Genomic DNA, 26,549 nt, shown 5'->3' on the forward strand with positions numbered 1-26,549 from the left:
TCATCAGACGGGTTTGTTATTTTTTATCCATTTATTTAATTCATCCCATGAATGAACAACTAAGTTTGACGATGCTGCTGCTTCTCCTGCCTTTGGGATCAGTTCAACTGATTCAGCACATGCTGAAACACTTGGGTTACCTTTTCTTCATAAATGTCCTTCTCTCCACCTGAAGCGGTGTATACAAGGGACACATACCCTTTGCTTCGAATCGTTGTTTGGCCAAGTGCATTTTCAATCACTGCCTGCTCGTCAGAAATCCCGTACATTTCTTTCATTCGTGCGGTTCGTGTGTCCGGATCACCAAAAATGTGAACCTTCACAATATGTCGGCCGCTGCCATTCAGCAGGTACATATAGGAGATTCCACCCTCCCCATCATCTGCGGACATGTTGTTCATTAACTTGATGTCTTTGGCGGCAAAAGCTTTATCCAGCTCCTGTATCAGTGGGCCGTTTAAGCCGTGCCCCTGACTCTTGGCTCTCATGTTGCCCTCTTCCGTCGCTTCCCCACTGTATACCTTTCGCTCCTGCTGAACTGATTCACTTGAACAGGCAATAAGCGCTCCCAAGCATAGTACGATCATAACTCCAGCAAACAAGGACCTCGAACCTCTTTCTACTGCCCACCGCGTTCCTTCTTTTCCAACACGCATACGTTCCCTTCCTTTCGCACCACTTCTTGCTTCGTGGCAATCTTAGGTAGGATTAGCATGTCTAGGAGAAAAGAATCTTATTCGGTTGGTATGTCTGCCATCGTATTTACCACGGTGCGACCGACCGCGCCACCCTGCAAAATGTTCTCCAGCGTGTGTGGCAGCTGTGCCCAGGTGATCTCCTGAATGCCCAGCTCCAGCGCGCGATCCGGCTTCCAATCCCCGCCAAGGAGGTTCCACAAGCGTTCCCGTCTCTCCATTGGACAATACACTGAATCAATCCCGATTAACTGAATGCCCCGTATGATAAACGGAAATACGGTAGATTCAAACCGGGATCCAGCAGTCAATCCGGATACGGCAACTGCACCTCCATATTGAACCTGTTTCAGGCGTTCGGCCAGTGCCGGGCCTGCGGCAGGATCAACAACCCCTGCCCACAGCTGTTTGCCCATGCTCCCGTAACCAAAATCTTGCCCATGTCTGGTGTAACCCCTGCCTGAAGTAAAGCATCTACCGACAACGCCGCCGTAAAACCAGCTGTACCGATTGCCATCGCTTCCTTCTCGCTGAGACCTGGTGGCAGCGGAACCAGCCACTCGCTCCGTAGACGAGCGTATCTGCTGAAGCCTCCAAAATGAGACACCCCTGGCTCAAAGCCTGTGCTGATCACCCGGTCACCCGGGGCAAATCGTCCACTTACGGACTCTTCTACCATACCTGCCAAGTCGATGCCAGGTACCATGGGATATTCACGAACAACTCCGCCTTTTTCGATTGTAGCGAGTCCATCCTTATAATTGACACTGGAATACTGTACTTGCACAGTCACATCTCCATTCGGCAGATCTTCTTTTTTCAACTGTTCTACCGCTGCCTTAACTCCGCCTTGTTCTTGACTTCGAACGACATATGCCGGAAACGTATTCTCCATGTAAATCCTCTCCTTATGTTTGGTGATTTTTCTGATCTTAAGCTGTACTTCTTCTATCCACTAGCAAATACACGAGCGGTCCAATCAGTGGCACCAATCCTGTTAATGCCCATACACGCGATCTGCGGCTGAACACGGCATCCCTATAGATTGCAATAACGGAGAGCAGTGTCAGCACAACAAAATCAATCGTCATAATATGTACAAAGGAAGATTGCCTGAATGCTTCCATATATACAGCCGGATGGCCTTGAATGAATCCGTAGCATGCCGTACCCAACGTCAACAATAAAAGTATACCATACGTCAGTTTGTGTCCTGCAATCCGCCCAATGATAGATCTGCGACGATAGCCAAAATGAAGCTGTTCCGTTCCCCGTCTACTCCGCTTTGGTGACGACCATGCGAAATAAGGAAGCAGGGCAAAGGCTCCCAAGCCAAAAGACAAGAGCACGAACGGCCAAACAGGCATACGGCTTCCACGCTCATTGGCAGGTGTTTTCAACAGGAGACATGCAAAGATCGCTGGATAAATGCCCAGCCATGAGAACACGGTCATCAACCATGCTTCCTTGCTCTGCAGCGTAATCAGCTCTCTGAACACAGGATCGCTCCCCACCTGCTTTCCAGGCGCCCAAATCCATGCATATGCCAAGAAGGCAAGCCAGATCATTCCCAAGATCCATTTCACGATGAACACCTCCCTCAATGTTTCATCCCCCGAGGCTGCAGGCTTGAAACAGAAAACGTACGATTCTAGAATTGCTCGCGAATTGGATTCTGTCCGTGATGTCCATGTGCCACTCCTTAAGACTATGCAGATCCATAATTTCTGAACGATGTAGAATTTTGACGTCTTTTACCATTTCCCGAGAAATAATGAAGCCATGTCCAATTACATTCTATCTTCAATCCTTAGTATACTGCGACTCCTAGACCATCTGTCATGAAGTTGGACACAGCCGCATGAATTCATAAAACCAAGCCTGCTGCAGTCGATGAACGGCTGTAGAACAAATCTGAAACCAAAAAGGCATAACTCGGTAAATATACCGATTATGCCTTCTTCTGTTCTCATTCCTCTGTAAATTGTACGTGTTCAGCAATCAGCTTCTGCTTCATATTCCATGCGGCCGGACTGATGTTCACACGGTAAATCTCCGGATTGAGTTTACGCAAATACTCTGGCCAGAACAGATCCATCTGTTCACGATGGTATCTGCGGATTTCATCCAGGGTAGGCAGATCATATACTTTCAACCCATTCACAAAGATTGGTTCAAGCATATTTACCGCTTCATAGCGCGTTACGGTCTTTTTGAGATACGGGTGTAGCGGGTTGAACAGCTTGAGCGGCCCGCCCTGAAGCGGCTGTTCTTCTCCAGGATAGCAGATATAGTCTGCAATGGCCTTGCCATGCTTCGGATCAATGATCCGGAATACTTCTTTTTTGCCTGGGGTGGATACCTTCTCGGGGTTGGCCGATATTTTGATCGTTGGCAGCATCGCACCATCCACTTCACGTTCGACCAGTTTGTAAACACCGCCAAGGGATGGCTGATCGGATGCTGTAATCAGCTGTGTACCCACGCCCCATGTATCGATGCGAGCGCCCTGAGCTTTCAGGTTGAAGATCGTGTTCTCATCCAGGTCATTGGACGCCACAATTTTAACGTAATCCAGTCCTGCCTCATCCAGCATTTGACGTGCCTGAATGGACAGGTAGGCAAGGTCACCGCTATCCAGACGGATGGCATTCATTTTCTTGCCCTGGCTTTCGAGCATTTTGGCGGTTTTGATCGCATGAGGTACTCCACTGTTCAGGGTATCAAAGGTATCTACGAGCAAGGTCACCTGATCGGGCAGCACTTTGGCATAGACGTCAAACGCCTCCTGCTCACTCATGAAACTCTGTACCCAAGAGTGGGCATGTGTTCCTGCTGTCGGAATGCCAAAACGTTCTCCTGCCAGCATGTTGGACGTTGCATGGAATCCCGCGACATATGATGCCCGAGCACCCCATATGGCTGCATCAGCTTCCTGAGCCCGCCTGGTTCCGAATTCTAGCAGCGTGTCCTGACTCGCCACCTGTTTGATCCGCGACGCCTTCGTTGCAATCAACGTCTGATAGTTCATGAAGTTAAGTATTGCCGTCTCCACCAGTTGGGTCTCCATAATGGAGCCTTCTACCCGAATGAGCGGTTCATCAGGGAAAACGAGCGCACCTTCCTTCATGGAATGAATTGTCCCCTGAAATGAAAACTGGAGCAACTCTTCCAGAAAGACCGGATCGTAATTTTCCTCTTGTTTGGATAAATACTTGATGTCTTCCATGGTGAAGCGAAGCTGGCTGATATAGTTCACAATCCGTTCCAATCCGGCGAATACGGCATAACCGTTACCAAAAGGAAGCTTGCGGAAATAGGCTTCAAACACCGCTTTTCGTTTGTGAGTTCCATTCACCCAGTGTGCATACATCATATTAATTTGATATTTATCCGTATGTAAAGCCAGGCTAGTCGTCTGCATTTGTCTCATCCTCTCTGACTTCCGCTCGTTACACAAGTGTATCCTGTGCACTCGGGTCAACATGTGGAGACTCCTTACTTTTGTATCAGAACATGTGTAAGGATACGAGTCTCCGGATTATTTCCTGCTCATCATCATTTTATTAACACCATCGCTGAACCCAGGCTAAGCCCTTGCAAGTACGGTCTCACTGGCCTTAATGACCTGAGCCCCAAGGCTTGATTGAAAATGTCCGAGTGCCCATTCATGTCCCGCCGGGTTGAAGCTGGCAACGGCATCTTCATACACCGTAATGTGAAAACCTTTGTTGTACGCATCCACTGCCGTATGCAGAACGCAAATATCCGTACATACCCCAATCAGTGCAATGTCTGTAATCCCGCGTTCACGCAGCCTGAGTTCCAGGTCTGTACCACAGAATGCGCTGTATCTTGTTTTGTCCATCCACCGAATATCTTCATGACGTTCCTGCATCACCTGTGCCAGACGGCCATATAGCTGCCTTCCCTCAGTCCCTCTAACATTATGCGGTGGGAAAAGAGCCGTTTCCGGATGGTACGGATCACTCTCTTCATGCAGATCAACTGCCATGATGACTTCATGCTTATTATTACAATATGCTTCCGTTATCGCGGCAACTGTCTCCTCAATCTCGATCGCAGGCTGGCCTACAGGCAAGGATCCGTCTACGAAATCACGGGTAAAATCAATCACAATCAGTGCTTTCATCGTCCACACTCCCTTTTGAGAAATAGGTTGGGTTGATCCAGATACACTCCTTAATGATGAACCTTCCGAAATTAAGTATAGATCGACAGACGGGGTACAAGTTCCGTGAAACGATAAAGCTGTGCCGGACGCTGTGAGTACTGGTTGGAGCTTAGCAGGTTCCCTTCTTCGTCTCGCACCTCTTCCACAATCCCTTTTCGACTGCGAGTGGAAGTGATTTTCCGAATGAAGTTTGGTTCTTCAAAATCTGGTACCACACTCTGAATGACCTGGTATAATTCGCTTAACGTAAAATCACGCGGCAGAAACTGTCTTGCAATCGTCGTTTCCAGCATCTGCTGCTGTATGCGGCGATATGCATCCTCAATGATTGTCCGGTGATCAAAGGCAAGCTCCAGCTCCTGCAATGCTTCCTGTATGGTAAACAGGCCTACATCTTCAGCATCATCTGCCGCCTGGCGATGCTCCAGCATCCATTCTTCTACAAGCGCGAAAAATGCATGAGAGATGATCCATCCCCTCGGATCACGCCCGGGTTGACTATATACATTTAGATATTCCAGATGTCCGCCGTCGACACCGGTCTCCTCCATTAGCTCCCGCTTAGCAGCATCATAGATGGACTCATTTTCCTGACAGAATCCACCGGGCAAAGCCCAGCGACCTGCAAAAGGCCAGCCTTTGCGCTTGATCAGCATCACTTTCAGTTCACGAATGGGAAGTGTCTTGGTTACCGTCTTGCGTTCTCTCTTGGTTAAGGTGAACATCACGATATCCGCAGGAACGCCATCGGGGGTACGATATTTCTTGGAACTATAGGCAAGTGCTGCCTGTTCATCGTTCTCTTCATTGACGTGTTCGTAGTTTTCGCTCATGGGCACCACCGACTACTTTCATTTTGATAATCTCATTATGACATAATTATGCCGTTTGTCAACCTTTGGATTCTGTGCTTGGTGTTTTTGATCGTGCTACACGGAATGTGGCTGTTGCCATACATCCCAATGTACCTGATGCATCACGAATTTCCGCTTGAGCGGTGAGGCTCCGTCCGGCTTGGTGCAGCACCGTTGCTGTCACCATTAACTCCCCCTGTTTCATCGGTGCCAGAAAATGCACATTCAGATTGGTCGTCACGCAGCTGTCCACGGCCATTGCTGCAGTGGCTACCATCCCCATCGCTTGATCCATCAGGGAAGTAAGCACTCCGCCGTGAATAATCCCCATCGAATTCGTATGATGTTCGCCAGCCGTTAATGCGATCTGTACTTCCTTTTCATTTCCTTTGATATAACGACAACCCAGGAACCCCCAGAATCGTTCACTGCCCTCTTCGACCATTTTATCCAAAATATCCATTTTCCATTTCCCCTTTGTTGCACATTAATGTTATCGACTAAGTTGTCTATAATTTTTATTGCACCTGTAATTCTGCTGCGGACTCTCGGATGCTATCTCCTTCATACCGTTGGTCATTACTAATAAGCCTGCTCTTGCCAGCCTGGTCTTATTCCTGTTAGGCGTTCGTCAACCGTACACGCACAAAAGAACCCCACTGCGTGGAGCTCTTCGAAATGTATTTCAAGATCGATTGTGTTAGCTCCCTCTTCCTATAAGTCAAAAAAGGCACGGACCGCGTCCGCACCCTTCTTGTCCATTAACCGCAGTTGGTCGGAGGTGAATCCGTGCCTGCCTCCACATTCACTTTTTCGGAAACGGTATCCCGAATGACAGAGATGACAAGTTGAAGCAGGTAGTTGATATCGCTTTGGCTCTGCTGGAACTCGGTTACCAATGGGATGCTGTCCAGTTCATCCTGCAATTCTTCAATTTCCTGTTCAATTTTGCTGACCATCTCAGCATTTTTGAAGCTTTCGAAGGCAACGATCTCCTTCTGTTTCTTCTTGATTGTTGCAATCAATTGCTGGATACGCTCATGATCGCGAATTTTGGACTCAGCCTGTTGGAAATGTCTTACTTCCTCGCTTGTGCCGAGCATATCAGCCAATTCTTTGGCTTTTCCCATAATGTCGTCGCGTATGACCAGATTGCGCGTATCGTAGGTAGGCATTCCATAATGGTTGTACTGCACTTCTTCTTCCTGCGCCACTGAAATCGCTCCATTTCTATGAGATATTATAAGATGAATGTTTATTTTCGCATCAGCCGCTCCGATTACATTGCCATCTTTCAATCGCTGTTACCCCCGGATTTTCTGAACTAATTTTCATAGGGTAAAATCCGGTTGTAAAGGCGAACGCTACGCTTTTCCAGATTGGCACTGCACTCTCCACTACGTGCAAACCCAACATTCATCTTATTCGGTTGTGTTGAGTATTACTGATTAGCGGCTACCGGCTCGGTAAGCAGGTTGCCACGGATATAAAAAGTCATCGGATCGGTAATTTCCACGTTCACAAAAGTACCAATCAATTCTTTGGGTCCTTCGAAATGTACCAGCTTATTACTGCGTGTACGTCCTGCCAGGACGTTGGAATTCCGCTTGCTCTCACCCTCGACGAGCACTTCAACGATCTTGCCACGCTGCTGTTCATTGCTTCTGTGGCTGTATTCGTTGATGGTTTCATTCAGGCGTTTCAAACGTTCCTTCTTCACTTCCATCGGCACGTTATCCTCCATCACCGCAGCAGGCGTACCTTCGCGAGGAGAATAGATAAAGGTATAAGCAAAGTCATACCCTACTTCGCGCACCAGTGACAACGTGTCTTCGAACTGCTCATCTGTCTCACCTGGGAAACCCACGATAATGTCCGTGGTCAGAACGACATTAGGGATCGCTCTCTTAATCTTATCCGCCAGCTGGAGATAGTGTTCACGGCTGTACTTACGGCTCATGCGCTTCAACACTTCCGTGCTACCAGACTGTACTGGCAAGTGGATATGTTCCACCAGGTTTCCGCCCTTGGCAAGCACCTCAATCAGTCGATCATCGAAATCACGAGGGTGACTGGTTGTAAACCGCACACGCGGAATGTCGATTTTGCGAATATCGTCCATCAGGTCACCGAAGCTGTATTTCAGATCCGTAAAATCCTTGCCATAAGCATTCACGTTCTGCCCCAGCAATGTGATTTCCTTGAATCCCTGTCTTGCCAGCTCACGAACCTCGGCGATTACATCTTCCGGTCTGCGACTGCGCTCTTTCCCCCGTGTAAATGGAACGATGCAATATGTACAGAATTTGTCACAGCCATACATGATATTCACCCAGCCGCGCATGCCTTCACGTTTCTTCGGCAGGTTCTCGATAATGTCGCCTTCCTTGGACCAAACCTCAACAACCATTTCCTTGCTGAAGAGTGCTTCCTGAATCAGATGTGGCAATCGGTGAACGTTATGCGTACCAAAGATCATATCCACAAAGCCATGCTTTTGCATGATCCGGTTCACGACACCTTCTTCCTGAGACATGCACCCGCATACGCCAAGCAGCAGTCCTGGACGCTCCGTTTTCAGCGTTTTGAGGTGACCCAGCTCACCAAACACCTTATCTTCCGCATTTTCACGGATGGCACATGTGTTCAGCAATATAATGTCCGCTTCTTTGCGGTCCTCGGTTGCCTGATAACCCATGGATTCCAGGAGTCCCTTAATGGTCTCGGAATCATGCTCGTTCATCTGACAGCCGTACGTGTATACGATATAGTGTTTGCCTTTACCAATCGTTTTCAGTTCATCCGGCACTGCATTCTCATAGAGCACCTGAACGTCTTCCTTGCCCCGTTGTTTCTCCTGACGATGATTAGGCTCCGACTTGATGTTGATCTCACGGCCCCGAATTCGAATCTTTTTGCTGAATTCATCTTGCGAAATTACTTTGGCATCGGAGAAATCAAAATACTGGGAGTAATCCTTTTTTGAGTCTTTAGCCATTTCCTTCGGTCACTCCTTACAGCCTCTATTAATAAAAGTTTCAAGTTCTTAAGACAACACGCTGCATCAGGCAGTTGTATATACGTTCGATATGAGCAGCAACCTCTACAAAAAAAGTCACCATCTCATATTTCTAACTTCGTTATCTCTCTTGGATTCTTATCGATTTCATGCAATATGCACCAAAAGAGCATTACATCAAATTATAACATGAACTGGGCTGTAATTCCACATTCCAAGCCGCCATTGATTTAACTATCCTACCATACAAACTCTGCGTCATACGTGACACAAAATACACAAAAACCCGAGCACAACCCCCTTCGCTGTGTAAAACAGCTTACCAGGATGTACTCAGGTTTTTTTAAGTTACACCAACCGAAGAAAACTCAGTTGAATGTCGGTTCATTTGATTAGTCGATGATTTCAGCAGTGTCGCCGTTACGAGCGCCAGCAGCATTTGCTTCATCTGTGTCAATATGCATGTCCAATGCGAAAGAGTCAGATACACGAGCCAGTACATTTTCAAGTACCAGTCCACGATCTCCGCCAAGGCGAACTTTCAGCATTTGTTTGTCTTCGATACCCCATTTAGCAGCATCGGAAGTATGGAAGTGGATATGACGGGCAGCAACGATAACACCTTTATCAATCGTAACTTCACCAGCTGGGCCTTTGATCGTGATGCCAGGTGTACCTTCAATGCTTCCGGACTCGCGAACAGGTGCCTTAACGCCAATGGCGAAAGAGTCTGTCATCGAGATTTCCAGTTGTGTCTCAGGACGCACAGGTCCAAGGATACGCACTTTATCAAACTGTCCTTTGGAACCGATAACTGCTACTGTTTCGTTCGCAGCATATTGACCAGGTTGGGACAGAGGTTTAAACTCAGTCAATTCGTAGCCTTTACCAAACAAAATTTCAACGTGCTCTTGGGATACATGAATGTGACGGGCAGATACGCCCACTGGTACTGTTTTACTCATCGTGAATTTCACTCCTTGTTTATCTGTGGCCTACGATTAGGCTCTTAACAATCCAATGGTATTATACCCCTTTTTGACGTGAAATGAAAACGAACTGCTGAAAATTCATGAAATACACTTATTTCACTATCAATAATATCCTTATTCTGTAAAACAATCTGTAGTGAATGCAGTGCTCTCGCTGTAGTAATTGGTGTTTATTACAAATTCCCCTCAGGCAGATGTTTCCCAAGATAACTCATGGCATTATCCCACAACCAGCCGCGTACCAGCTTCTCGTCGTAATGTTGGAGAAGGTTTTCGATCAGCCTCGGGTACTGGCCAGTGTGTTCAAGATCTTGAATGTATGTGGGTATGCCATCAAAATCCGAGCCCATCATCAGGTGCTGCTCCCCGCCAAGCGAACAGATCTGTTCAATATGAGGCAGCAAATGTTCGATTCTAACTTCTCCCTCCTGCTTCACAAACCATGGAACAAACGTTAACCCAATTCGCCCTTCCCGTGCAATGATCGCCCGGATCTGGTCATCCTTCAGATTACGCACATTTGGACAAACCGTATAGCTATTGGAATGCGAAGCAATAAACGGACGCTCACTCAGCTCAGCCAGTTCCCAGAATCCCTTCTCCGTGAGATGTGACACATCCAGCAGCATGCCAATCCGGTTACAAAGACGGACCAGCTCCCTGCCCCTCTCGGTCAATCCTGCTCCGCGCTTCTCCAACACACCATCAGCTGCCCAGTTGGCATAATTCCAGGTGAGCCCTACTATCCTTACTCCCATTTGGTAACATAGCTCTAGATAAAACAGGTTCCCCTCGAGTCCGTCTACACCTTCCAGCGTCAACAGCCCCCAAGGATTTGACGTTTGACCGACCTCACCAACCTGTTCCCGCCATAATAATTGGTTTACGCCCCCAAGCCGTTCAGGGCTCTTCTCCACACGTGTGCGATATACTTCCAGCTGACCAACCACATGTTCAAACTTGCCCCTACCGAGCACTTTAGGCAAATAAATGGCAAATGCCTGCAGAGCCACATTCCCTTGCATCATCCGCTCCAGATTGACATCCAGTGCGGCACCATCCTCGAAGGACAGTTCAGATTGCATTAACATTTTGCTGAGCGCATCGCAGTGAAAATCGGCTACATTCCACTTGGTCATGATTAACCCTCCCTATGTAAACCCTAATTCGTATTAAACCTATAGACAGAATGCAAAAAAACCTGTCTACTCTGTAAACAGGTTCAATGCATGATCACATGTATTATCTGGGCTCCACAATCAGCTTAATGGCCGTTCGATCCTCACCGTCTATCACAATGTCTGTAAAAGCTGGAATACAAATCAAGTCAACTCCGCTTGGTGCTACAAATCCCCGGGCTATCGCTACCGCTTTAATGGCTTGGTTCAGTGCTCCCGCTCCAATGGCCTGCAGTTCAGCATTTCCACGTTCACGAAGAACTCCTGCAAGTGCGCCGGCTACGGAATTGGGATTGGACTTTGCTGAAACTTTTAATACTTCCATGGTAAGTACCTCCCTGGGAATGTTGAATGTTTGTTTCCACTTACTAGATGTTATTCGCGGGAGGTAAAAAAATTCCTTCTTTTTAGACGGGTTTCCTTGCAAAATGGGACAATACCCCTATTCCATGCGCCACTCATCTTCCATCAGTCGGATTTTTTCAATTTTCGTTGCTGCACCTGTGGACTCGTCAATTTCAACGAATACACCGTGGAAATGCCACTTGCCGTCATCAACTACAAAGCGTACCGGCAGCTGGGTGTAAAATTTCCGCAGCACCGCTTCACGCTCCATACCGAGTATACCGTCACGCGGCCCAACCATGCCTGCATCCGTCAAGTATGCTGTCCCACCCGGTAAAATACGGTCATCGTTGCTTTGTACATGTGTATGTGTGCCTACTACCAGTGACGCACGCCCATCCAGATGCCAGCCCATGGCAATTTTCTCGGATGTCGCCTCGGCATGCATATCAACCAAAATGCATTTATGATCCCGGCGCAATTCATCCACAATCTCATCCGCAACGCGGAATGGGCAATCAAGTGCAGGTAAAAACGTACGACCCTGCAAATTCACGATCGCCAGCTCCTTGCCTTCACCCTTGACCACCGTGTATCCTCTGCCTGGTGTTCCTGGTGGAAAGTTGGCAGGTCGGATCATGCGTGGTTCGTCATCTATAAAATCAAAAATGTCCTTATTGTCCCAAGTATGGTTGCCAAGCGTAATCCCGTGCACACCCCAGTTGAAAAATTCGTTGGCAATAGCCCCCGTGATTCCACGGCCAGCTGCTGCATTTTCCCCATTTACAATAACCACATGTGGTTTATATTTCGTCTTCAGATATGGCAAGTTCTCCTTCAAAGCCTTACGTCCAACATTACCCACAATATCACCGATAAACAGCACTTTCATTGCATTGCCTCCTTAATTCCCCGCAAGCTTAACTTGGTATAACCAGCATCAAGCCTTTGCGGGTATCCCTAACCCATTAGTTCGTCCAATCAAGCCCATTACCGGGCTTTCAACAGGAAAAGTGGCCCACTACAGCGGCCACTTTTCCGTAAAGCTCTATTTAGCGTATTCAACCGCCCGGGTTTCCCGGATGACGGTGACTTTGATATGACCCGGATAATCGAGTTCATTCTCGATCATCTTCGTGATGTCACGTGCGAGACGGAATGCTTCCGCATCGTCGATTTTCTCAGGCTGCACCATAACGCGAACTTCGCGTCCAGCTTGAATGGCATACGATTTCTCGACACCTTCGAACGATTCCGAAATCTCTTCCAGTTTCTCCAGTCGCTTGATATACGTTTCCAGTGTTTCGCGGCGAGCACCCGGTCTTGCTGCAGACAGTGCATCTGCTGCACCAACCAGCATGGCAATGACCGAAGTTGCTTCGCAATCCCCGTGATGGGACGCGATACTGTTGATTACTACCGGATGTTCTTTGTATTTCTTCGCCAGCTCCACGCCGATTTCAACGTGTGATCCTTCCACTTCGTGATCCAGCGCTTTACCGATGTCATGCAGTAGACCTGCACGTCTTGCAAGTGTAACGTCTTCTCCGAGTTCGCCAGCCATCAGTCCAGCCAGATAAGCGACTTCCATCGAATGCTTCAAGACGTTCTGACCGTAACTTGTACGGAACTTCAACCGGCCCAGTATTTTGATCAGATCCGGATGCAGACCATGTACACCCACTTCAAAGGTAGCTTGCTCACCATATTCACGGATGCGCTCGTCCACTTCTTTGCGGGATTTCTCCACCATCTCTTCAATGCGTGCCGGGTGAATGCGTCCGTCAGCTACCAATTTCTCGAGGGCAGTACGGGCAATCTCACGACGGATCGGGTCAAAGCCCGACAGAATAACTGCTTCTGGCGTATCATCGATAATAAGGTCAATCCCCGTAAGGGTTTCAAGTGCACGGATGTTACGTCCTTCACGACCGATAATCCGGCCTTTCATTTCTTCGTTAGGCAAAGTGACAACAGATACGGTTGTCTCTGCCACATGGTCAGCCGCACAACGCTGAATGGCAAGGGTAATAATTTCGCGGGATTTCTTGTCCGCTTCTTCCTTCGCCTGCTGTTCAATGTCCTTGATCATTTGAGCCGTCTCATGACGAACTTCCTGTTCTACGTTGGACAGTATGATACTGCGTGCATCTTCCATGGTGAGGTTGGAAATACGCTCCAGCTCCGTCACCTGATTTTTGTAGATCATTTCGATCTGCTGCTGTGTCTCATCAATACGTTTCTCTTTGTTGGCCACTTGCTCTTCTTTACGTTCGAGTGATTCCATCTTTTTATCCAGCGACTCTTCTTTTTGCAACAATCGTCTTTCTTGTCGTTGAATTTCGTTCCGACGTTCACGAGTGTCTTTTTCAGCTTCGGCCCGAATGCGATGAATCTCATCCTTTGCTTCCAGCACCGTCTCTTTCTTCTGTGCTTCTGCCTCTTTCTTCGCGTTCTCAACAATCTGTACGGCAGCTTGTTCCGCACTGGAGATTTTAGCCTCTGCAAGAGATTTGCGAATAAAATATCCGACTCCGAACCCAATAACGAGCGCGGCCACAACGAGAACGATCGTGATTGCAGGATTCATACTGTTCACCTCCTCGTTGGTTCCTCCAAGGCACTCCTTGGGTCAATTTGCTGTTTTCAAGCTTACATATGTTTGGGAATAACGATACCTACGGCGATCCCCCGCCGATTTTCATTTCAAGTGTACATGTTACCACGTACTATTCGCCGCCTTCAGCGAATCCATAATCATGAAGGGTAAATCCTAAGAAACCGAAACCGCTTTTTTGGAAGGAAAAAGGGTTGTCCATTTCTTACAGACTCATGTCCATTTTAGTATTTGACGAAAGAAATTGTCAAGAGAATGCAGTACACTGTGTAGTCTCTGTTAATCCCATGGTAACAACTCGTCATCTTCAGAATCTTCGGCTTCATCTTCTTCAATTAAACAATTCACAACCTTACGTACCATATCCATAGGAAATCCACGTCTCATCAAGAAGGGAAGCGTTTTGCGTTTCTTCTCTGCAATGTCCCCTTTGACTTGGTTCCATTTCTTCCGCCCTGCGGTCAAAGCTGTCTCAAACTCCACATCCGCATCGACGCCTTCAAGCGCTTCAACGATGAGCTCATTGGCAATGCCCTTTTGACGAAGCTCTTGCCTTATCCACAGTTTTCCCTTCCTCTGGCCTGTCATACGCTGCCTTGTCCATTCCTTCGCAAACCCTTCATCGTCCACAAGCTTCTCCTGCTCAAGCCGGTCCAGCACTTCTTCAATTAATGGTGCTGCAAACTCTTTCTGACGAAGTCGCTGGCTTAATTCATGCCTTGTACGCTGTTTGTGCTCTAAGTAACGTAATGCCTGAACATAGGTTTGCTGCCGCTCATCCGCTACTATGATCTCTTCGAGATCTTTCTTCACAAATGTGTTGCCCCGGGTCATTCTATATTTGATCATTACATCTTCCAGAACCGTAATCGAGTACATACCGAACGTGATCCGGTACCGGGCCTGCCTGCTTTTTGTTCGTTCTACCCGTGTAATCGTAAGTTCTTCGTTATCCGGGAATTGGGAGATCCCCTCCAGTTCTGCTGTTTCGTACAAATCATCATCATGTTGATCCATTCAGGTCTCTCCCTCCTTTTTGTTTTGTTCAACTCTTTATCTTTCTGATTATGAAGTACCTATCTACTTAAAGAAAACTGCGACCAAAATGCAAAAAGCCGGGATTCCCACCCGGCACCAGCTCACTCAATAAATGTGCTAACAGCTCCTGTCCAATGGACAGGAGCTGTTAGACAGCGCGAGATCACGCGCCGTCTCCCTAGCAGGATCGAATCAATTCATCCCAATCCGGGAAGTCCAGTAAATGAACGCCTTCTGGGGCCTCCCAGCCAGGAAGAATTACTCGTTAATCTCAAACAATTCTTGTTCTTCTGCTTCTTCTTTTTGTTGATCTTCGCTCGTTGGAGCTGGAACTACTGTCGTCAGATTGCTCGCTTCACGAATTTTTTGCTCGATCACTTGAGCGATCTCTTTATGTTCTTTCATAAACTGCTTCGCATTTTCGCGACCTTGACCCAGGCGTTCGCCTTCATAGGAATACCAAGCACCGCTTTTATTAACGATATCGAGTTCTGTACCAATATCAATGATACTACCCTCTCTGGAGATACCTTCACCGTACATGATATCTACTTCTGCTTGTTTGAACGGTGGTGCAACTTTATTTTTGACAACCTTCACACGAGTACGGTTCCCGATGATGTCATTACCTGATTTAATACTCTCAATACGGCGAACATCCAAACGAACTGTAGAGTAGAATTTCAGGGCACGTCCACCAGGTGTTGTCTCAGGGTTACCAAACATTACGCCAACTTTTTCACGAAGCTGGTTGATAAAGATGGCAATGGTTTTGGATTTGCTGATTGCACCAGACAATTTACGCAACGCCTGAGACATCAGACGTGCTTGCAAACCAACGTGGGAATCCCCCATTTCGCCTTCGATCTCAGCTTTTGGTACCAAGGCAGCAACAGAGTCAACAACGATAATGTCAACAGCACCACTGCGCACAAGTGCTTCTGCAATTTCCAATGCTTGTTCGCCCGTATCCGGCTGGGACAAAAGCAATTCATCAATGTTAACACCCAGTTTACTAGCATACGTTGGATCAAGTGCATGCTCGGCATCGATAAATGCAGCTTGTCCACCGACTTTTTGCACTTCAGCAATCGCATGCAATGCTACAGTTGTTTTACCTGAAGATTCAGGTCCATATATTTCAACAATCCGGCCTTTAGGCAAGCCGCCTGTTCCAAGTGCTATATCCAGAGCCAAGGATCCGCTGGGTATGATTTCCACTTGCATGTGAGTTGACTCACCCAGTTTCATGATAGATCCTTTACCAAATTGCTTCTCTATTTGACGGAGCGCCATATCAAGCGCGGCACGACGGTCTGACAATATGCTCACACCCTTTACTGTTTATAAGATAATGATACCTTGTTTTAACACGTTTGCCAAGCTTTTTTTCGAACATACATTCGTTTTTTTTTGTAAGGCCGAGGCGCCTCTTCCTGGGCAAAACTTGCAATGAAACAGAAAAAAGAACCGCAAACAAGGCTAAATGCCTAATTCTACGGTTCTTCCGTCTGCTATGATTATACTTGATTACCGCTTTAAAAGCAATTCAAGGTATACCTAGTCCATCGCGACGAGTTTGCGCCATAAGCGGTATAAAATAGCCTTGGTCGAACGGATGCGGACCGTCTCCCGATTACCATTGATACGCAATTCGTGAATCTCCGTCTCTTTTCCCCGCTCAGCAAGAGCGATAAAAACCAGACCTGGAGGCTTACGCTCAGAGTAACCTGGACCTGCTACTCCTGTAACGGCCAGACCAAAATCGGAATCCCCTATCATGCGTACCTGCTCAGCCAATACTTTAGCAACTTCAGGGCTTACAGCCCCGGGAGCATCTTCCCCCTCCAGATAGTCATGAGGAACATTCAGCAGCTTTTCCTTGATCTCGTTGGAATAACATACGATTCCGCCTTTGAGCATGGAAGCACTGCCTGGAATCGAAGTCAGACTCTGCATGACAAGCCCTCCTGTACAGCTCTCAGCGGCGCTCAGGGTCAGACCCATATCAGCCATCATGGTTACAATTGTGTACTCTATAGGCACATCCTCGTTCGCGTAGAGGTGTTCAGGCAACCGTTCCCGAATGAGTACCTCCATGGCATCCAGCTTTTGCTTGGCCTCATTCTCACTCGGCGCCTTCGTGGACACCCGTACCGTTACTTCTCCTTCACTTGCATAAGGTGCAATCGTAGGGTCGGTTTGGCTATCAATCAGGTCGAGCAGACGGTCTTCCAATGCCGACTCACCGATCCCGGCAAATTTCAGCATTTTCGAATAAATTGGCATCTCTTTCGTAAGAACATGCTGGAACAACCAAGGTTTGACCTCCTGCTCAAACATGGGGATCAGTTCTTTCGGTGGCCCAGGCATGACAATATAATGCTTCCCGTTATCTGAGATGGCATTACCCGCAGCAAGGCCGGTTTCATTAGCCAGCGGGGTCCCTCCTTCAACCACGATGGCTTGACGCCGGTTATTCTCCGTCATCTCCACATTGCGATCCCTGAAGAAGCTTTCGATTTTATCCATGGCCATCCGATCAATATGTAGGCTGCGTCCCAACACTGCTGCTATGGCATCCTTGGTTAGATCATCCTGCGTAGGTCCGATACCGCCTGAGAACAAAATGACGTCAGCACGCCCTTGGGCAATTCGAATAGCTTCACTTAGACGATTCAGATTGTCCCCTACTACAGTTTGAAAATAAACATCAATCCCGATAGCAGCCAATTCACGGGATAAATATCTGGCATTCGTATTTACGATCTGTCCGAGCAGCAACTCTGTTCCGACTGCGATAATTTCTGCCTTCATTCAGCATCCTCCTGTATACAATGTGAGTGATCAAAGGGCAATAGGATGTTTTCCTATTGCCCTTTGCGCAAGCTGTCCTTCATAAATTACCCGTTTTACCTTAAACTTTTACGCTTTTGATAAATTAAGCAAATTTTTGTTTTTGATGAAATAATCAATGCCGGACCAAATCGTAATGATCGCTGCCGCCCAAACGGCTATAACATCAACATGTACGCCCGTATAAGAGAACGGGAAGTTGTTAAGCAGAAGCAAAACGATGGCTACGATCTGTATTACGGTTTTCAGTTTGCCCCAGCTGCTGGCCGCCACAACCGATCCATCCAGCAGAGCAATTTGGCGAAGGCCGGTCACCGCAAACTCCCGGCTGATAATGACAACAGCGATCCATGAATCCAGCTTACCCATCTCAACAAGTGAAATGAGTACTGCAGTCACTAACAGCTTGTCAGCCAGCGGATCGAGCAGCTTGCCCAAATTGGTGACCATATTGTTTTTCCGTGCCAGGTATCCATCAATTCCATCCGTACTGGCTGCAATGATAAAGATAATAGCAGCGATCAGCTGATTATACGGAAGCGAAAAACTTCCAATCTGCATAGGCTCCGGATAAAATGGAAAGTCCACGAGCAGAAACACCATTAAAAAAGGGATTAAGCAAATTCGTGCAAGCGTAATCCGGTTGGGTAAATTCACAAGACGCCCTCCCTCTTATCCTCCAATACTTCAAACAATCATCTTAATCCCGTATCCATCATTCGGAAGGTGAACATGTAAAATGCACTGAGTACACCACGGATCTCATATGTAAAAACGCAAAAAATAAAGTCAACCGTTCAAACGCAAAATCGTTTAAAACGTTCCGGCGACCTCCAAAAGATGTACTGCTTTTCACAAAGTCAGCAAAACGATGATGACTGGGCTTTATGCTTGATTGCTAGCAATGCACACTTAGTATAATATACGCCAATTGCAGTGTCAAAACACGTTTTTCACAACAAAAATGGACGTAACAAACTTATTTGAAATTGGTATATTGCAAATCAAGAGGCAGATTGGCACCATTCAAAAGCTGCATAACCGCTTGCAAATCATTTTTACTCTTACCAGTTACCCGGAGCTGGTCCCCTTGAATCTGGCTCTTCACTTTCATTTTGGAATCACGAATCAGAATATTGATCTTTTTGGCGACATCCTGGTCAATCCCCTGTTTAAAACTCAGACGCTGGCGCACTGTCCCGGATGAAGCTGGCTCCACTTTGCCATAGTCAATGTTCTTGAGCGGCAGATTCCGCTTGGCCATTTTGGATTGAAGTACATCAATGACAGCCTTAAGTTTGGTCTCATCGTCGGATACGATTGTCAATGCATCCTTATCCAGCTTCAAGCTGCTTTTGCTGCCTTTAAAATCGTAACGTGTGCTGATTTCCTTTTCGGTCTGTGTAACGGCATTCGTTAATTCCTGCAAGTCCATTTTGGACACGATGTCGAACGAATTTTCTGAGCTCAATCTGGTCACCCTTTCAATTAATCATTTGTTCTGTGTAACATTATAGAGGATTCGCCCCGGAAAAGTCTAATTTTGAGGGGTAAACAAACGAAAAAGCATTTTCAGCCACCGCTTTTGCAGTAACCAAAAATGCTTTAACGCACAGCAATCTAATATCGGCTGCGGTTGGGCTGTCTGAACATGTCGAGCACACCCAGAACGACGTGCGCAAGTCCGAAGCCCAAAATTCCGTAACCCCAAGCGCTTGGAGTCAAATAATAACCCAGGAGGCTGACAATGATTCCTAAACCTGTGACGATCCAGCTGACTGTCATAGCCATCCACCTCGCTTTACCGAAAGTTAACTGCTAGTGAAGACAACCTTATTGTCCCCCGCAGTTAAAGCCCTTATTCGCCGCTTGTGGCAGAGCCTTCGGTTCCTGCATCGGAGCCTTCGACAGAGTTCGCATTCGTTCCGGACGACGCGCCTGTGCTTTCATCTCCCAATTGGAGACGAATCCGGTTCGTGGCCTTACCATCTGTTACGACTTGCCCACCAACTTCAATGGTCGTAGCCGCAGCATATCCAGACTTAATGTACAAGCCGGTACTATCCAGATCAAACGACATACTGTCTCCATCGGCTGTCATACCAAATTGCAGTTTTTCCCCACTTGAATTTTCACCTTTATACACTTCCAGCCAGCTCTGACCTGAAGCATTAATGGTAACCTTAACCGGTTTACCTGCACTTCCGTTTACTTTGAAATTTGTAATATTACCGGATTTACCATCTTCAGCAACCGTTACAGTCCCAGCATTATCTGCAGGCTCTTGGTCTTCGGTGTCATCCGGGGTTTGTTCGTCCGTCTGACCTTCGGTACCCTCACCAGTCACGTCGGTACCCCCACCATTGCCGCCTGCTTCTCCTTCTGGCTGACCGGTTTCTTGTCCTCCAGATTCGTTATCCGGTGGAGTGGACGCTTGACCGTTATCCGTCGTCTCATCCGGTTGATCATTCGGCGTTTGCTCACTATCTGTAATTTTGGTTTGATCCACGCCTTGTGTATCCGCGTCATCCCTGTTCATGACCACATACACGTACAGCAAGGCAACAATCAGAATCGGAAATGTCCACATTAATGCTACAGACATCCATCGATTGCTGCGCTCCACAGGTCGACTCGACCGTTTTTGAATCACGGGCTCCATGGTTGCTTCCGTTTCCTCTGCCGGTACATCTTTCTTGTGTCCCTCCAGCAGCTCATCAGGGTTTAGTCCCACCGTCTCCGCATAGGTTTTAATGAAAGCTCGCACGTAGAAGCTGCCAGGAAGCACTTTATAGTCCCCAGCCTCTATTGCTTCCAAGTACCTCTTGCGAATTTTAGTCATTTCCTGTACATCGTCGAGACTCATCCCTTTTTGCAGCCGGGCCTCTCTTAACTGCTGACCCAGTTCAGACATGCTATCTCCTCCTTATGTTTATCTTTTTCTCTTTGGTTGTTGCTATCTATTCCATGATTCCGTACGGAGCATTACAGTTCGTCGGTGTAACTGGCCGTAAACGTATCATAAATAATTTCCTCATTCGGATTGTTGCGAAGTTCAATAATGATATCAAAATCGTTATAGTCATATTCTGATTCCTGCACAAAAATATCAGGATGCTCAATGACCTTGGTACTCGGCATCGTCATAATGTCCTGCAACAGATTATAATGCCGTTCACTGGAACGAATCGTACTTACAATACCATCAATGATGAAGACATTGTTTGGGTTCATTTCATCCTCGGAGAGTTGGCTTCTTATCGTTTGACGAAGCAAAGTAGACGAAACAAACGTCCATCGTTTCATCGCGCACACGCTACCGGCGATAATGGATTCCGTTTTTCCGACACGAGGCATGCCCCGAAGGCCAATCACCTGATTGCCTTCCCTTTTAAATACTTCACCCAAAAAGTCCACGAGTAACCCAAGTTCGTCCCGTGTGAAACGAAAAGTTTTGCGATCGTCCGAGTCGCGGTCAATGTAACGGCCATGACGCACAGCCAAGATGTCGACCAATTTGGGTTGGCGCAGAGCGGAAACCGTAATGCTGTTCACCTTTGCAAGCATTTCACCCAGCAAACGAATCTTCTCATCGTCGTCGGATTCGAGCAGCATTCCTCTTGTTTTGCCTTCAACACCATTAATGGTCAATATATTTACTTCAAGCATCCCCAGCATGGAGGCAATGTCCCCCAACAAACCGGGTCTGTTCTTATGTATTTTATATTCCATATACCATTGTTTAGATTCCATTTAAACACCCCGTAATGCAATATTCCACATTGTTCGACAGCAACAGATCGTGCCCGAAGGACACCGAACTGAGACATCTTCTAAAAATGGGTCACGTTAATGATATATAAAAAGAAAATGAATTACAAGAACAGGTCTGTAATCATTAGAGAAAAGCCCCCTTGCGGGAGCTTTCCATCGGTGAATCTTATGCGTTTTGTTTGGCCAATTTGACCATCAGGCGCGCAATCGTACGACGCTCTTCAGCATCGCCGACATCCCATATTTCCTTCAATGCCCGGTTGGAATGGTTCGCTGGATCCACTTTCTCATCCAGAAAGTCACCAATCTCATACGCAAGTTTGTTGATGGTGTCTTCACTCATGCCCATCTTCTCTGCTTGCTGTACGCGATCACCCAAGAACTTTTTCCATGTGTCAAAACTGCTGAGCACCGTTTTTTCTGTTGACATGATAAATCCTCCTTAGCTGTCGCATGAGATTTAAAATCAACAGTTGTAATATGTGCCTATCGAGCAATTAATATTCAGGATAAATCATCCAGCAGCCGAGACGTGCCAAGCCGTTATTTTTCAAGTAAGCCAGCCGCCATTCGGGCTAATGATCTGGCCGTTAATATAACCGGATTCCGGCAGCGCGAGAAAATAAACAAGGGAGGAAATTTCATCTGGCTGCGCAAGTCTCCCGGCTGGAATTTCCTCCTCCAGCATTTTCAGTTCATCCTGATCCAGATGATTCAGCATGGAGGTCTGAACGGCTCCGGGGGCAACTGCATTTACAGTAACACCGGAAGGTGCAAGCTCTTTCGCAAGAGCTTTTGTAAAGGCATTTACGCCCCCTTTCGTGGTGGAGTACAGTACCTCACATGATGCACCTGATAATCCCCAGATGGAGGATACGTTAATGATTCGTCCGTATCGCTGTGAAATCATGTGAGGCATCATGATCTGAGTACACAAAAATGTGCCTTTCAAGTTAATGGCCATTACTTCATCCCATATTTCATCCGTTACGTCGGACAACAACCCATAATGCGATATGCCTGCGTTATTTACCAAAATGTCAGGCAATAATCCATGAGACTCCAATTTCTCACGCATACGCTCAATCTGTTCCCGGCTGCGGAGATCCGCTGACACCGTCATGACTTTGCCGCTGCCCTTTTCCATGCACCTTCTGGCTGCTTCATTGGCTGCCTCATGGGATTTCATATAGTGAATAACCACGTTCATACCGACCATTGCAAATCGTTCTGCAATAGCCGCTCCTATACCTCCGCTTGCTCCAGTAACCAGTACTGTCATGTCTCCAATCGGCTTCATTTGTCCTGTTCCCCTCTCCATATTACGGACTCACGACAAGCGATACAGCCAGCTGTTCCCAGCGAATATGCTCTTCCAGTCTGCGATTTACTTCTTCGAGTGTGATGGATTCATAGATCGGAATCATGTTGAAGAAATCACCGCCACGGAACTGCTCACGTGTAAATTCATGAGCAATATTCTCCGGTGAATTAAGCATGCGCAGATATCCCCCGATTTTCTTTTTGCGTGCGCGCTCAAAGTCCGAAGCTTCGAATCCCTTTTTTACAATAACATCAACTTCTTCCCGTATGCGGGCCAGCAATAGATCCGGGTCTTTCGTATCACCACCAACAACCGAGAATGCATACTGCGGCGAACTAATGTATTCGTGTCCGAAGCTATCCGAGATGAGATCCTCATCATACAGTTTTTGAAATAGGGCCGTGCTAGCGCCAAACAAAAGATCCAGCATTAACTTGGTCGTCATATCACGCCGGAGCAGGTCTTCCCCCGAGAATCCAACTTCCGTTTCCTTAAAGCCAAACAGACACTTGGGCAACGAAACCGCGAGTCGTGCTTCTCTCCTGGACTCCACAACCCCAGCAGGCTCCTGTTCAAATATCCGTTTGATTTCACCTTGAGGTTCGTAGTTTTTCTCTGCCTGGTTCGAACGAACCATATCCATGACTTCTTGAGGCTCTACTCCACCTACAACAAATAAAAGCATATTGCTTGGATGATAAAACGTATTGTAACACGTATACAGCGTCTCTTTAGTTATCGTGCCGATCGATTCTACCGTTCCCGCAATATCGATATGGACGGGGTGTTTCTGGTACATTGCTTCAATCAATCCAAAATAGACACGCCAGTCCGGATTATCGGCATACATATTAATTTCTTGTGCAATAATGCCTTTTTCCTTGTCCACATTCTGGTCTGTAAAATAAGGATTTTGCACAAAGTTGACTAATGTTTGTATATTTTCATTCACATGTTCTGTCGCAGAAAATAAATATACGGTCTGGTCAAAACTCGTAAATGCATTGGCAGATGCCCCATTGGATGCAAAAGTTGCAAAAATATCACCTGTTGGTTCCTCAAACATTTTATGTTCCAGAAAATGAGCGATACCGTCGGGAACCTGAACTTCTTCCTGACCTTTCACCTGAAAATGATTGTCTACAGAGCCGTATTTGGTTGCAAACGTGGCAAACGTTTTTTGGAATCCGGGTTTAGGCAATACATAGACATGAAGCCCATTATCCATGACTTCGTAATACAGCGTTTCCTGCAAATGTTCGTAATGTATGCTCTCCACCAGTTATTCCCCCTTCTCATCCCGCAAGAAGTAGATCGTGTCCAGACGGAATTGCTCTGCCGCCTCACGAACGTTTTCTTTGCTGATTTGCTCAACCTGAGCGAGCAGCTCGTCAGCGGTCCGCTCCTTACCCGATAACTGACGATTGAAGTCGTACGCAATCATCTCAAAAGCGGAATCCTGCATTTCTTTGAGCAGATTGCGGATCATCGCTTTGGTCTGGGACATTTCCAGATCACTAATATTTCCGTTTTTCATTTCATCTAACTGCTGCTTGATGATCGTCACGGCTTTTTCATAGTTGGGGATTTCAATTCCGGATTGGATCGTTGCGATGCCTTTATGTCCGTCATACCGGGAGGAAGCATAGTACGCCAGACTCTCCTTTTCACGAACATTAACGAACAATTTGGAATGCGGATATCCTCCAAGAATACCGTTGTACATTAATGCTGCTGCATACTGCGAGTCGCCATACGTAATGGATGTGCGAAGTCCCATATTCAGTTTACCTTGGTTAACATTTAGTCGTTCAACGACCGTCTCCACTTCTTTGTCACCGCGAACGGCCTGGTTGGTCTCATAGTTAGAAGAATGGGTACGATTTACATTGAAGTGTTTTTGAACTAGACTCTCCACTTCTTCGAGCGTTGTATCGCCTACAACATACAGATCCATGCTGGCCTGCTGCAGCCACGTCTGATAAGCGGTCGTTAGCACATCGGGTTCAATTCCCGGCAGATCCTGACGTTTCCCTAATGGATGCAAGCGGTACGGCTCATTTTTACACATTTCCTCGATACAGCGTTCTGCCGCATAACGCATTTTATCATTAACAACAGACTCCAGCTGTTTGCGGACGGTCTCACGTTCTGAATGCACATAGGTCCTTCTGAAATGCCCATCTTCCATTGCCGGACGGGTAAGTACCTCCCCCAAAAATGCAAAGGAACGATCCAAAAGCTGTTCATCCCCACCTACAAAGGAATCATTAATTGTGTCCATCCTGAACTGTACAATCTGATAGTCTCCACGCTTGTAAACGTCAAAACCAAATCCAGCTCCATACAAATGCTCCAACTGTTCACGAAACTCCGTTGTTTCAGGATAAGACTGGGTACCACGACGTAGCACAAATGGCGTAAGCGCTACTTTGGTGACCGTTTCTTCCTGCAGCGGGACTCCTGCATACAACGAAATGGCAAAAGTCTTGAAACGTTTAGTGGGCAATACATGGATACGAAACTCCTTTTGACTGCCCCGTTCAAATCCTGATGTATTCAAATGTCAAAACCCCTTTACGGCGTCATTTGTTAGGCAATATTTCAGTAACTCTCAAGTGCAACAACCATTTTAACCCATGCAAAAGGCAAGAAGCAACCGAAGACGCCTCTTCTGGTTGCTTCCAACATCATCACATACAAAAGATATGCTGACCGATTGTTTTCACCTGAGGACGGGTCCAGATCCACTTGGAAGTAGCCGTCTTGGGATTGAAGTAATACAGGCAGCCACCGGATGGGTCCCAGCCATTCATTGCCTGCTCAACCGCTTTACGGGCCTGAGCATTGGGTTCCAGATAGATCTGCCCGTCAGCTACAGCGGTAAATGCACCAGGCTGGAAAATGACACCGGATGGTGTATTTGGAAATTCCGGTGATCTGACACGATTCAATATAACTGCAGCTACGGCTACCTGACCTTCGAAAGGTTCACCCCGGGATTCACCATATACTGCATTGGCCATAATCTTAATTTCATTTTCGGTAAGGCCCATGGAATTGGCAGAACCCATGTTGTCCTGCTCTTTGTTTGCATTATCGGTTTTGTCCGTACCCTGGCCTGACGACTCCTTGTGCAGTGGAGGCTCGGTTGGGGACCATTGTTTAGTTGCATTGTACAATCTCAGTTTGGTTTTAGCACCAACCACGCCATCCGCTTTCATACCGAATTCAGACTGAAACCACTTTACGGATTTTAGCGTGCTGCTGCCAAAGTTACTATCGATTTTACCATTGTAAAAACCTAAGTACTTCAGTCTGCCTTGTAGCTCGTATACATCCTGCCCATAACTTCCATATTGCACGGTGTTGCTGCTGAAGGTGGGAATCGACTTCTCTTCCACCTGGGAAGGATTTGGTTTGGATTCTTGGGTTGCCGAATGGTCAGGGAGCAAATAACGAATTCCCAATGCAGACATCAGCAAGATCGCAGTGAAAAGCCATATGTTCATTTTTCGCATCGACTGTGCTCTACCTTTCTCTTGTGGGATTAACAGAATCGCTAACGTTATTATGACAAGCCTGCTTGCTTCCTATGCACCAAATCATCCGATCTTTGGACAACATGGCAAAACCTCAACGACCATCAACAACAAAAAAAG

General features: G+C 47.0%; 26 protein-coding genes and 1 pseudogene. All 27 read right to left on the bottom strand.

The window, feature by feature from the left end; genetic code table 11:
• Window positions 1-98: 98 nt before the first annotated feature.
• Window positions 99-656 (bottom strand): hypothetical protein, encoded by a 558-nt coding sequence (locus GUA98_RS01720; RefSeq protein WP_193721897.1) that lies wholly within the window; start codon window positions 654-656, stop codon window positions 99-101.
• 77 nt (window positions 657-733) lie between these two features.
• A pseudogene (locus GUA98_RS01725) lies at window positions 734-1,590 on the bottom strand (alcohol dehydrogenase catalytic domain-containing protein).
• A 37-nt stretch (window positions 1,591-1,627) separates the two neighbouring features.
• Complete coding sequence (locus GUA98_RS01730; RefSeq protein WP_153978051.1) at window positions 1,628-2,281, bottom strand: hypothetical protein; 654 nt, start codon at window positions 2,279-2,281, stop codon at window positions 1,628-1,630.
• A gap of 383 nt (window positions 2,282-2,664) precedes the next feature.
• Window positions 2,665-4,119 (bottom strand): nicotinate phosphoribosyltransferase, encoded by a 1,455-nt coding sequence (locus tag GUA98_RS01735; protein ID WP_153978050.1) that lies wholly within the window; start codon window positions 4,117-4,119, stop codon window positions 2,665-2,667.
• Between the two features lie 165 nt (window positions 4,120-4,284).
• Window positions 4,285-4,848: a cysteine hydrolase family protein gene (locus GUA98_RS01740; protein WP_153978049.1), complete on the bottom strand. Its 564-nt coding sequence runs from the start codon at window positions 4,846-4,848 to the stop codon at window positions 4,285-4,287.
• A gap of 71 nt (window positions 4,849-4,919) precedes the next feature.
• Window positions 4,920-5,723 carry an NUDIX hydrolase gene (locus GUA98_RS01745; RefSeq protein ID WP_095287688.1) on the bottom strand — a complete coding sequence of 268 codons (804 nt, stop codon included), beginning with the start codon at window positions 5,721-5,723 and terminating at the stop codon, window positions 4,920-4,922.
• A 58-nt stretch (window positions 5,724-5,781) separates the two neighbouring features.
• A complete protein-coding gene (locus GUA98_RS01750) occupies window positions 5,782-6,207 on the bottom strand; it encodes a PaaI family thioesterase (protein ID WP_153978048.1) in 426 nt (141 codons plus the stop codon).
• Window positions 6,208-6,505: 298 nt separating this feature from the next.
• Window positions 6,506-6,919, bottom strand: coding sequence for a RicAFT regulatory complex protein RicA family protein (locus GUA98_RS01755; RefSeq protein ID WP_193722236.1), 414 nt, complete (start codon window positions 6,917-6,919; stop codon window positions 6,506-6,508).
• A 266-nt stretch (window positions 6,920-7,185) separates the two neighbouring features.
• Window positions 7,186-8,742 carry a tRNA (N6-isopentenyl adenosine(37)-C2)-methylthiotransferase MiaB gene (gene miaB / locus GUA98_RS01760; RefSeq protein ID WP_127536216.1) on the bottom strand — a complete coding sequence of 519 codons (1,557 nt, stop codon included), beginning with the start codon at window positions 8,740-8,742 and terminating at the stop codon, window positions 7,186-7,188.
• A gap of 413 nt (window positions 8,743-9,155) precedes the next feature.
• Window positions 9,156-9,728 carry a phosphate propanoyltransferase gene (pduL, locus tag GUA98_RS01765; RefSeq protein WP_017689107.1) on the bottom strand — a complete coding sequence of 191 codons (573 nt, stop codon included), beginning with the start codon at window positions 9,726-9,728 and terminating at the stop codon, window positions 9,156-9,158.
• 200 nt (window positions 9,729-9,928) lie between these two features.
• Entirely contained in the window at window positions 9,929-10,894 is a 966-nt protein-coding gene (locus GUA98_RS01770) for a dipeptidase (RefSeq protein WP_193721898.1), read from the bottom strand.
• A gap of 103 nt (window positions 10,895-10,997) precedes the next feature.
• On the bottom strand, window positions 10,998-11,258 hold the full coding sequence (locus GUA98_RS01775) for a stage V sporulation protein S (RefSeq protein WP_019005392.1): 261 nt from the start codon (window positions 11,256-11,258) through the stop codon (window positions 10,998-11,000).
• Between the two features lie 117 nt (window positions 11,259-11,375).
• Window positions 11,376-12,170: a TIGR00282 family metallophosphoesterase gene (locus GUA98_RS01780; protein ID WP_095358572.1), complete on the bottom strand. Its 795-nt coding sequence runs from the start codon at window positions 12,168-12,170 to the stop codon at window positions 11,376-11,378.
• Between the two features lie 156 nt (window positions 12,171-12,326).
• Window positions 12,327-13,868, bottom strand: coding sequence for a ribonuclease Y (rny, locus tag GUA98_RS01785; RefSeq protein WP_153978046.1), 1,542 nt, complete (start codon window positions 13,866-13,868; stop codon window positions 12,327-12,329).
• A gap of 306 nt (window positions 13,869-14,174) precedes the next feature.
• On the bottom strand, window positions 14,175-14,912 hold the full coding sequence (locus GUA98_RS01790) for a regulatory protein RecX (protein WP_153978045.1): 738 nt from the start codon (window positions 14,910-14,912) through the stop codon (window positions 14,175-14,177).
• A 279-nt stretch (window positions 14,913-15,191) separates the two neighbouring features.
• On the bottom strand, window positions 15,192-16,256 hold the full coding sequence (gene recA, locus GUA98_RS01795) for a recombinase RecA (protein WP_095287695.1): 1,065 nt from the start codon (window positions 16,254-16,256) through the stop codon (window positions 15,192-15,194).
• Window positions 16,257-16,493: 237 nt separating this feature from the next.
• Window positions 16,494-17,750, bottom strand: a complete 1,257-nt coding sequence (locus GUA98_RS01800) for a competence/damage-inducible protein A (protein ID WP_153978044.1) — start codon at window positions 17,748-17,750, stop codon at window positions 16,494-16,496.
• Window positions 17,751-17,858: 108 nt separating this feature from the next.
• A complete protein-coding gene (gene pgsA, locus GUA98_RS01805; protein ID WP_153978043.1) occupies window positions 17,859-18,446 on the bottom strand; it encodes a CDP-diacylglycerol--glycerol-3-phosphate 3-phosphatidyltransferase in 588 nt (195 codons plus the stop codon).
• 322 nt (window positions 18,447-18,768) lie between these two features.
• Complete coding sequence (locus tag GUA98_RS01810) at window positions 18,769-19,260, bottom strand: YajQ family cyclic di-GMP-binding protein (RefSeq protein ID WP_153978042.1); 492 nt, start codon at window positions 19,258-19,260, stop codon at window positions 18,769-18,771.
• 149 nt (window positions 19,261-19,409) lie between these two features.
• Entirely contained in the window at window positions 19,410-19,574 is a 165-nt protein-coding gene (locus GUA98_RS01815; protein WP_164764158.1) for a hypothetical protein, read from the bottom strand.
• A 73-nt stretch (window positions 19,575-19,647) separates the two neighbouring features.
• Window positions 19,648-20,703 carry a helix-turn-helix domain-containing protein gene (locus tag GUA98_RS01820; protein WP_153978041.1) on the bottom strand — a complete coding sequence of 352 codons (1,056 nt, stop codon included), beginning with the start codon at window positions 20,701-20,703 and terminating at the stop codon, window positions 19,648-19,650.
• A gap of 71 nt (window positions 20,704-20,774) precedes the next feature.
• Window positions 20,775-21,542: a DUF3388 domain-containing protein gene (locus GUA98_RS01825; protein ID WP_095287700.1), complete on the bottom strand. Its 768-nt coding sequence runs from the start codon at window positions 21,540-21,542 to the stop codon at window positions 20,775-20,777.
• 187 nt (window positions 21,543-21,729) lie between these two features.
• Window positions 21,730-21,993, bottom strand: a complete 264-nt coding sequence (locus GUA98_RS01830) for a DUF3243 domain-containing protein (protein WP_095287701.1) — start codon at window positions 21,991-21,993, stop codon at window positions 21,730-21,732.
• Window positions 21,994-22,113: 120 nt separating this feature from the next.
• A complete protein-coding gene (gene ymfI, locus GUA98_RS01835; RefSeq protein ID WP_397332215.1) occupies window positions 22,114-22,863 on the bottom strand; it encodes an elongation factor P 5-aminopentanone reductase in 750 nt (249 codons plus the stop codon).
• Between the two features lie 22 nt (window positions 22,864-22,885).
• Complete coding sequence (gene yfmH, locus GUA98_RS01840) at window positions 22,886-24,166, bottom strand: EF-P 5-aminopentanol modification-associated protein YfmH (protein ID WP_153978039.1); 1,281 nt, start codon at window positions 24,164-24,166, stop codon at window positions 22,886-22,888.
• Window positions 24,167-24,169: 3 nt separating this feature from the next.
• A complete protein-coding gene (gene yfmF / locus GUA98_RS01845) occupies window positions 24,170-25,450 on the bottom strand; it encodes an EF-P 5-aminopentanol modification-associated protein YfmF (protein WP_193721899.1) in 1,281 nt (426 codons plus the stop codon).
• A 130-nt stretch (window positions 25,451-25,580) separates the two neighbouring features.
• Window positions 25,581-26,408, bottom strand: a complete 828-nt coding sequence (gene sleB / locus GUA98_RS01850; RefSeq protein ID WP_193721900.1) for a spore cortex-lytic enzyme — start codon at window positions 26,406-26,408, stop codon at window positions 25,581-25,583.
• Window positions 26,409-26,549: the final 141 nt, after the last annotated feature.

The sequence above is a fragment of the Paenibacillus sp. P13VS genome (genome assembly GCF_015143645.1).
In the GTDB taxonomy this organism is placed as follows: Bacteria; Bacillota; Bacilli; order Paenibacillales; family Paenibacillaceae; genus Paenibacillus; species Paenibacillus xylanilyticus_A.

Coding starts and splice junctions, on each gene's coding strand:
- GUA98_RS01745 (WP_095287688.1), bottom strand. CDS start 5,723: ATGAGCGAAAACTACGAACACGTCAATGAAGAGAACGATGAACAGGCA.
- GUA98_RS01755 (WP_193722236.1), bottom strand. CDS start 6,919: ATGCCTACCTACGATACGCGCAATCTGGTCATACGCGACGACATTATG.
- GUA98_RS01740 (WP_153978049.1), bottom strand. CDS start 4,848: ATGAAAGCACTGATTGTGATTGATTTTACCCGTGATTTCGTAGACGGA.
- GUA98_RS01770 (WP_193721898.1), bottom strand. CDS start 10,894: ATGACCAAGTGGAATGTAGCCGATTTTCACTGCGATGCGCTCAGCAAA.
- sleB (WP_193721900.1), bottom strand. CDS start 26,408: ATGCGAAAAATGAACATATGGCTTTTCACTGCGATCTTGCTGATGTCT.
- GUA98_RS01830 (WP_095287701.1), bottom strand. CDS start 21,993: ATGTCAACAGAAAAAACGGTGCTCAGCAGTTTTGACACATGGAAAAAG.
- rny (WP_153978046.1), bottom strand. CDS start 13,868: ATGAATCCTGCAATCACGATCGTTCTCGTTGTGGCCGCGCTCGTTATT.
- GUA98_RS01815 (WP_164764158.1), bottom strand. CDS start 19,574: ATGACAGTCAGCTGGATCGTCACAGGTTTAGGAATCATTGTCAGCCTC.
- GUA98_RS01750 (WP_153978048.1), bottom strand. CDS start 6,207: ATGGATATTTTGGATAAAATGGTCGAAGAGGGCAGTGAACGATTCTGG.
- GUA98_RS01800 (WP_153978044.1), bottom strand. CDS start 17,750: ATGAAGGCAGAAATTATCGCAGTCGGAACAGAGTTGCTGCTCGGACAG.
- GUA98_RS01825 (WP_095287700.1), bottom strand. CDS start 21,542: ATGGAATCTAAACAATGGTATATGGAATATAAAATACATAAGAACAGA.
- GUA98_RS01790 (WP_153978045.1), bottom strand. CDS start 14,912: ATGGATCAACATGATGATGATTTGTACGAAACAGCAGAACTGGAGGGG.
- GUA98_RS01720 (WP_193721897.1), bottom strand. CDS start 656: ATGCGTGTTGGAAAAGAAGGAACGCGGTGGGCAGTAGAAAGAGGTTCG.
- pduL (WP_017689107.1), bottom strand. CDS start 9,728: ATGAGTAAAACAGTACCAGTGGGCGTATCTGCCCGTCACATTCATGTA.
- GUA98_RS01780 (WP_095358572.1), bottom strand. CDS start 12,170: ATGAAAGTGCTGTTTATCGGTGATATTGTGGGTAATGTTGGACGTAAG.
- ymfI (WP_397332215.1), bottom strand. CDS start 22,863: ATGAAGCCGATTGGAGACATGACAGTACTGGTTACTGGAGCAAGCGGA.
- GUA98_RS01735 (WP_153978050.1), bottom strand. CDS start 4,119: ATGCAGACGACTAGCCTGGCTTTACATACGGATAAATATCAAATTAAT.
- miaB (WP_127536216.1), bottom strand. CDS start 8,742: ATGGCTAAAGACTCAAAAAAGGATTACTCCCAGTATTTTGATTTCTCC.
- GUA98_RS01820 (WP_153978041.1), bottom strand. CDS start 20,703: ATGTCTGAACTGGGTCAGCAGTTAAGAGAGGCCCGGCTGCAAAAAGGG.
- GUA98_RS01775 (WP_019005392.1), bottom strand. CDS start 11,258: ATGGAAGTATTAAAAGTTTCAGCAAAGTCCAATCCCAATTCCGTAGCC.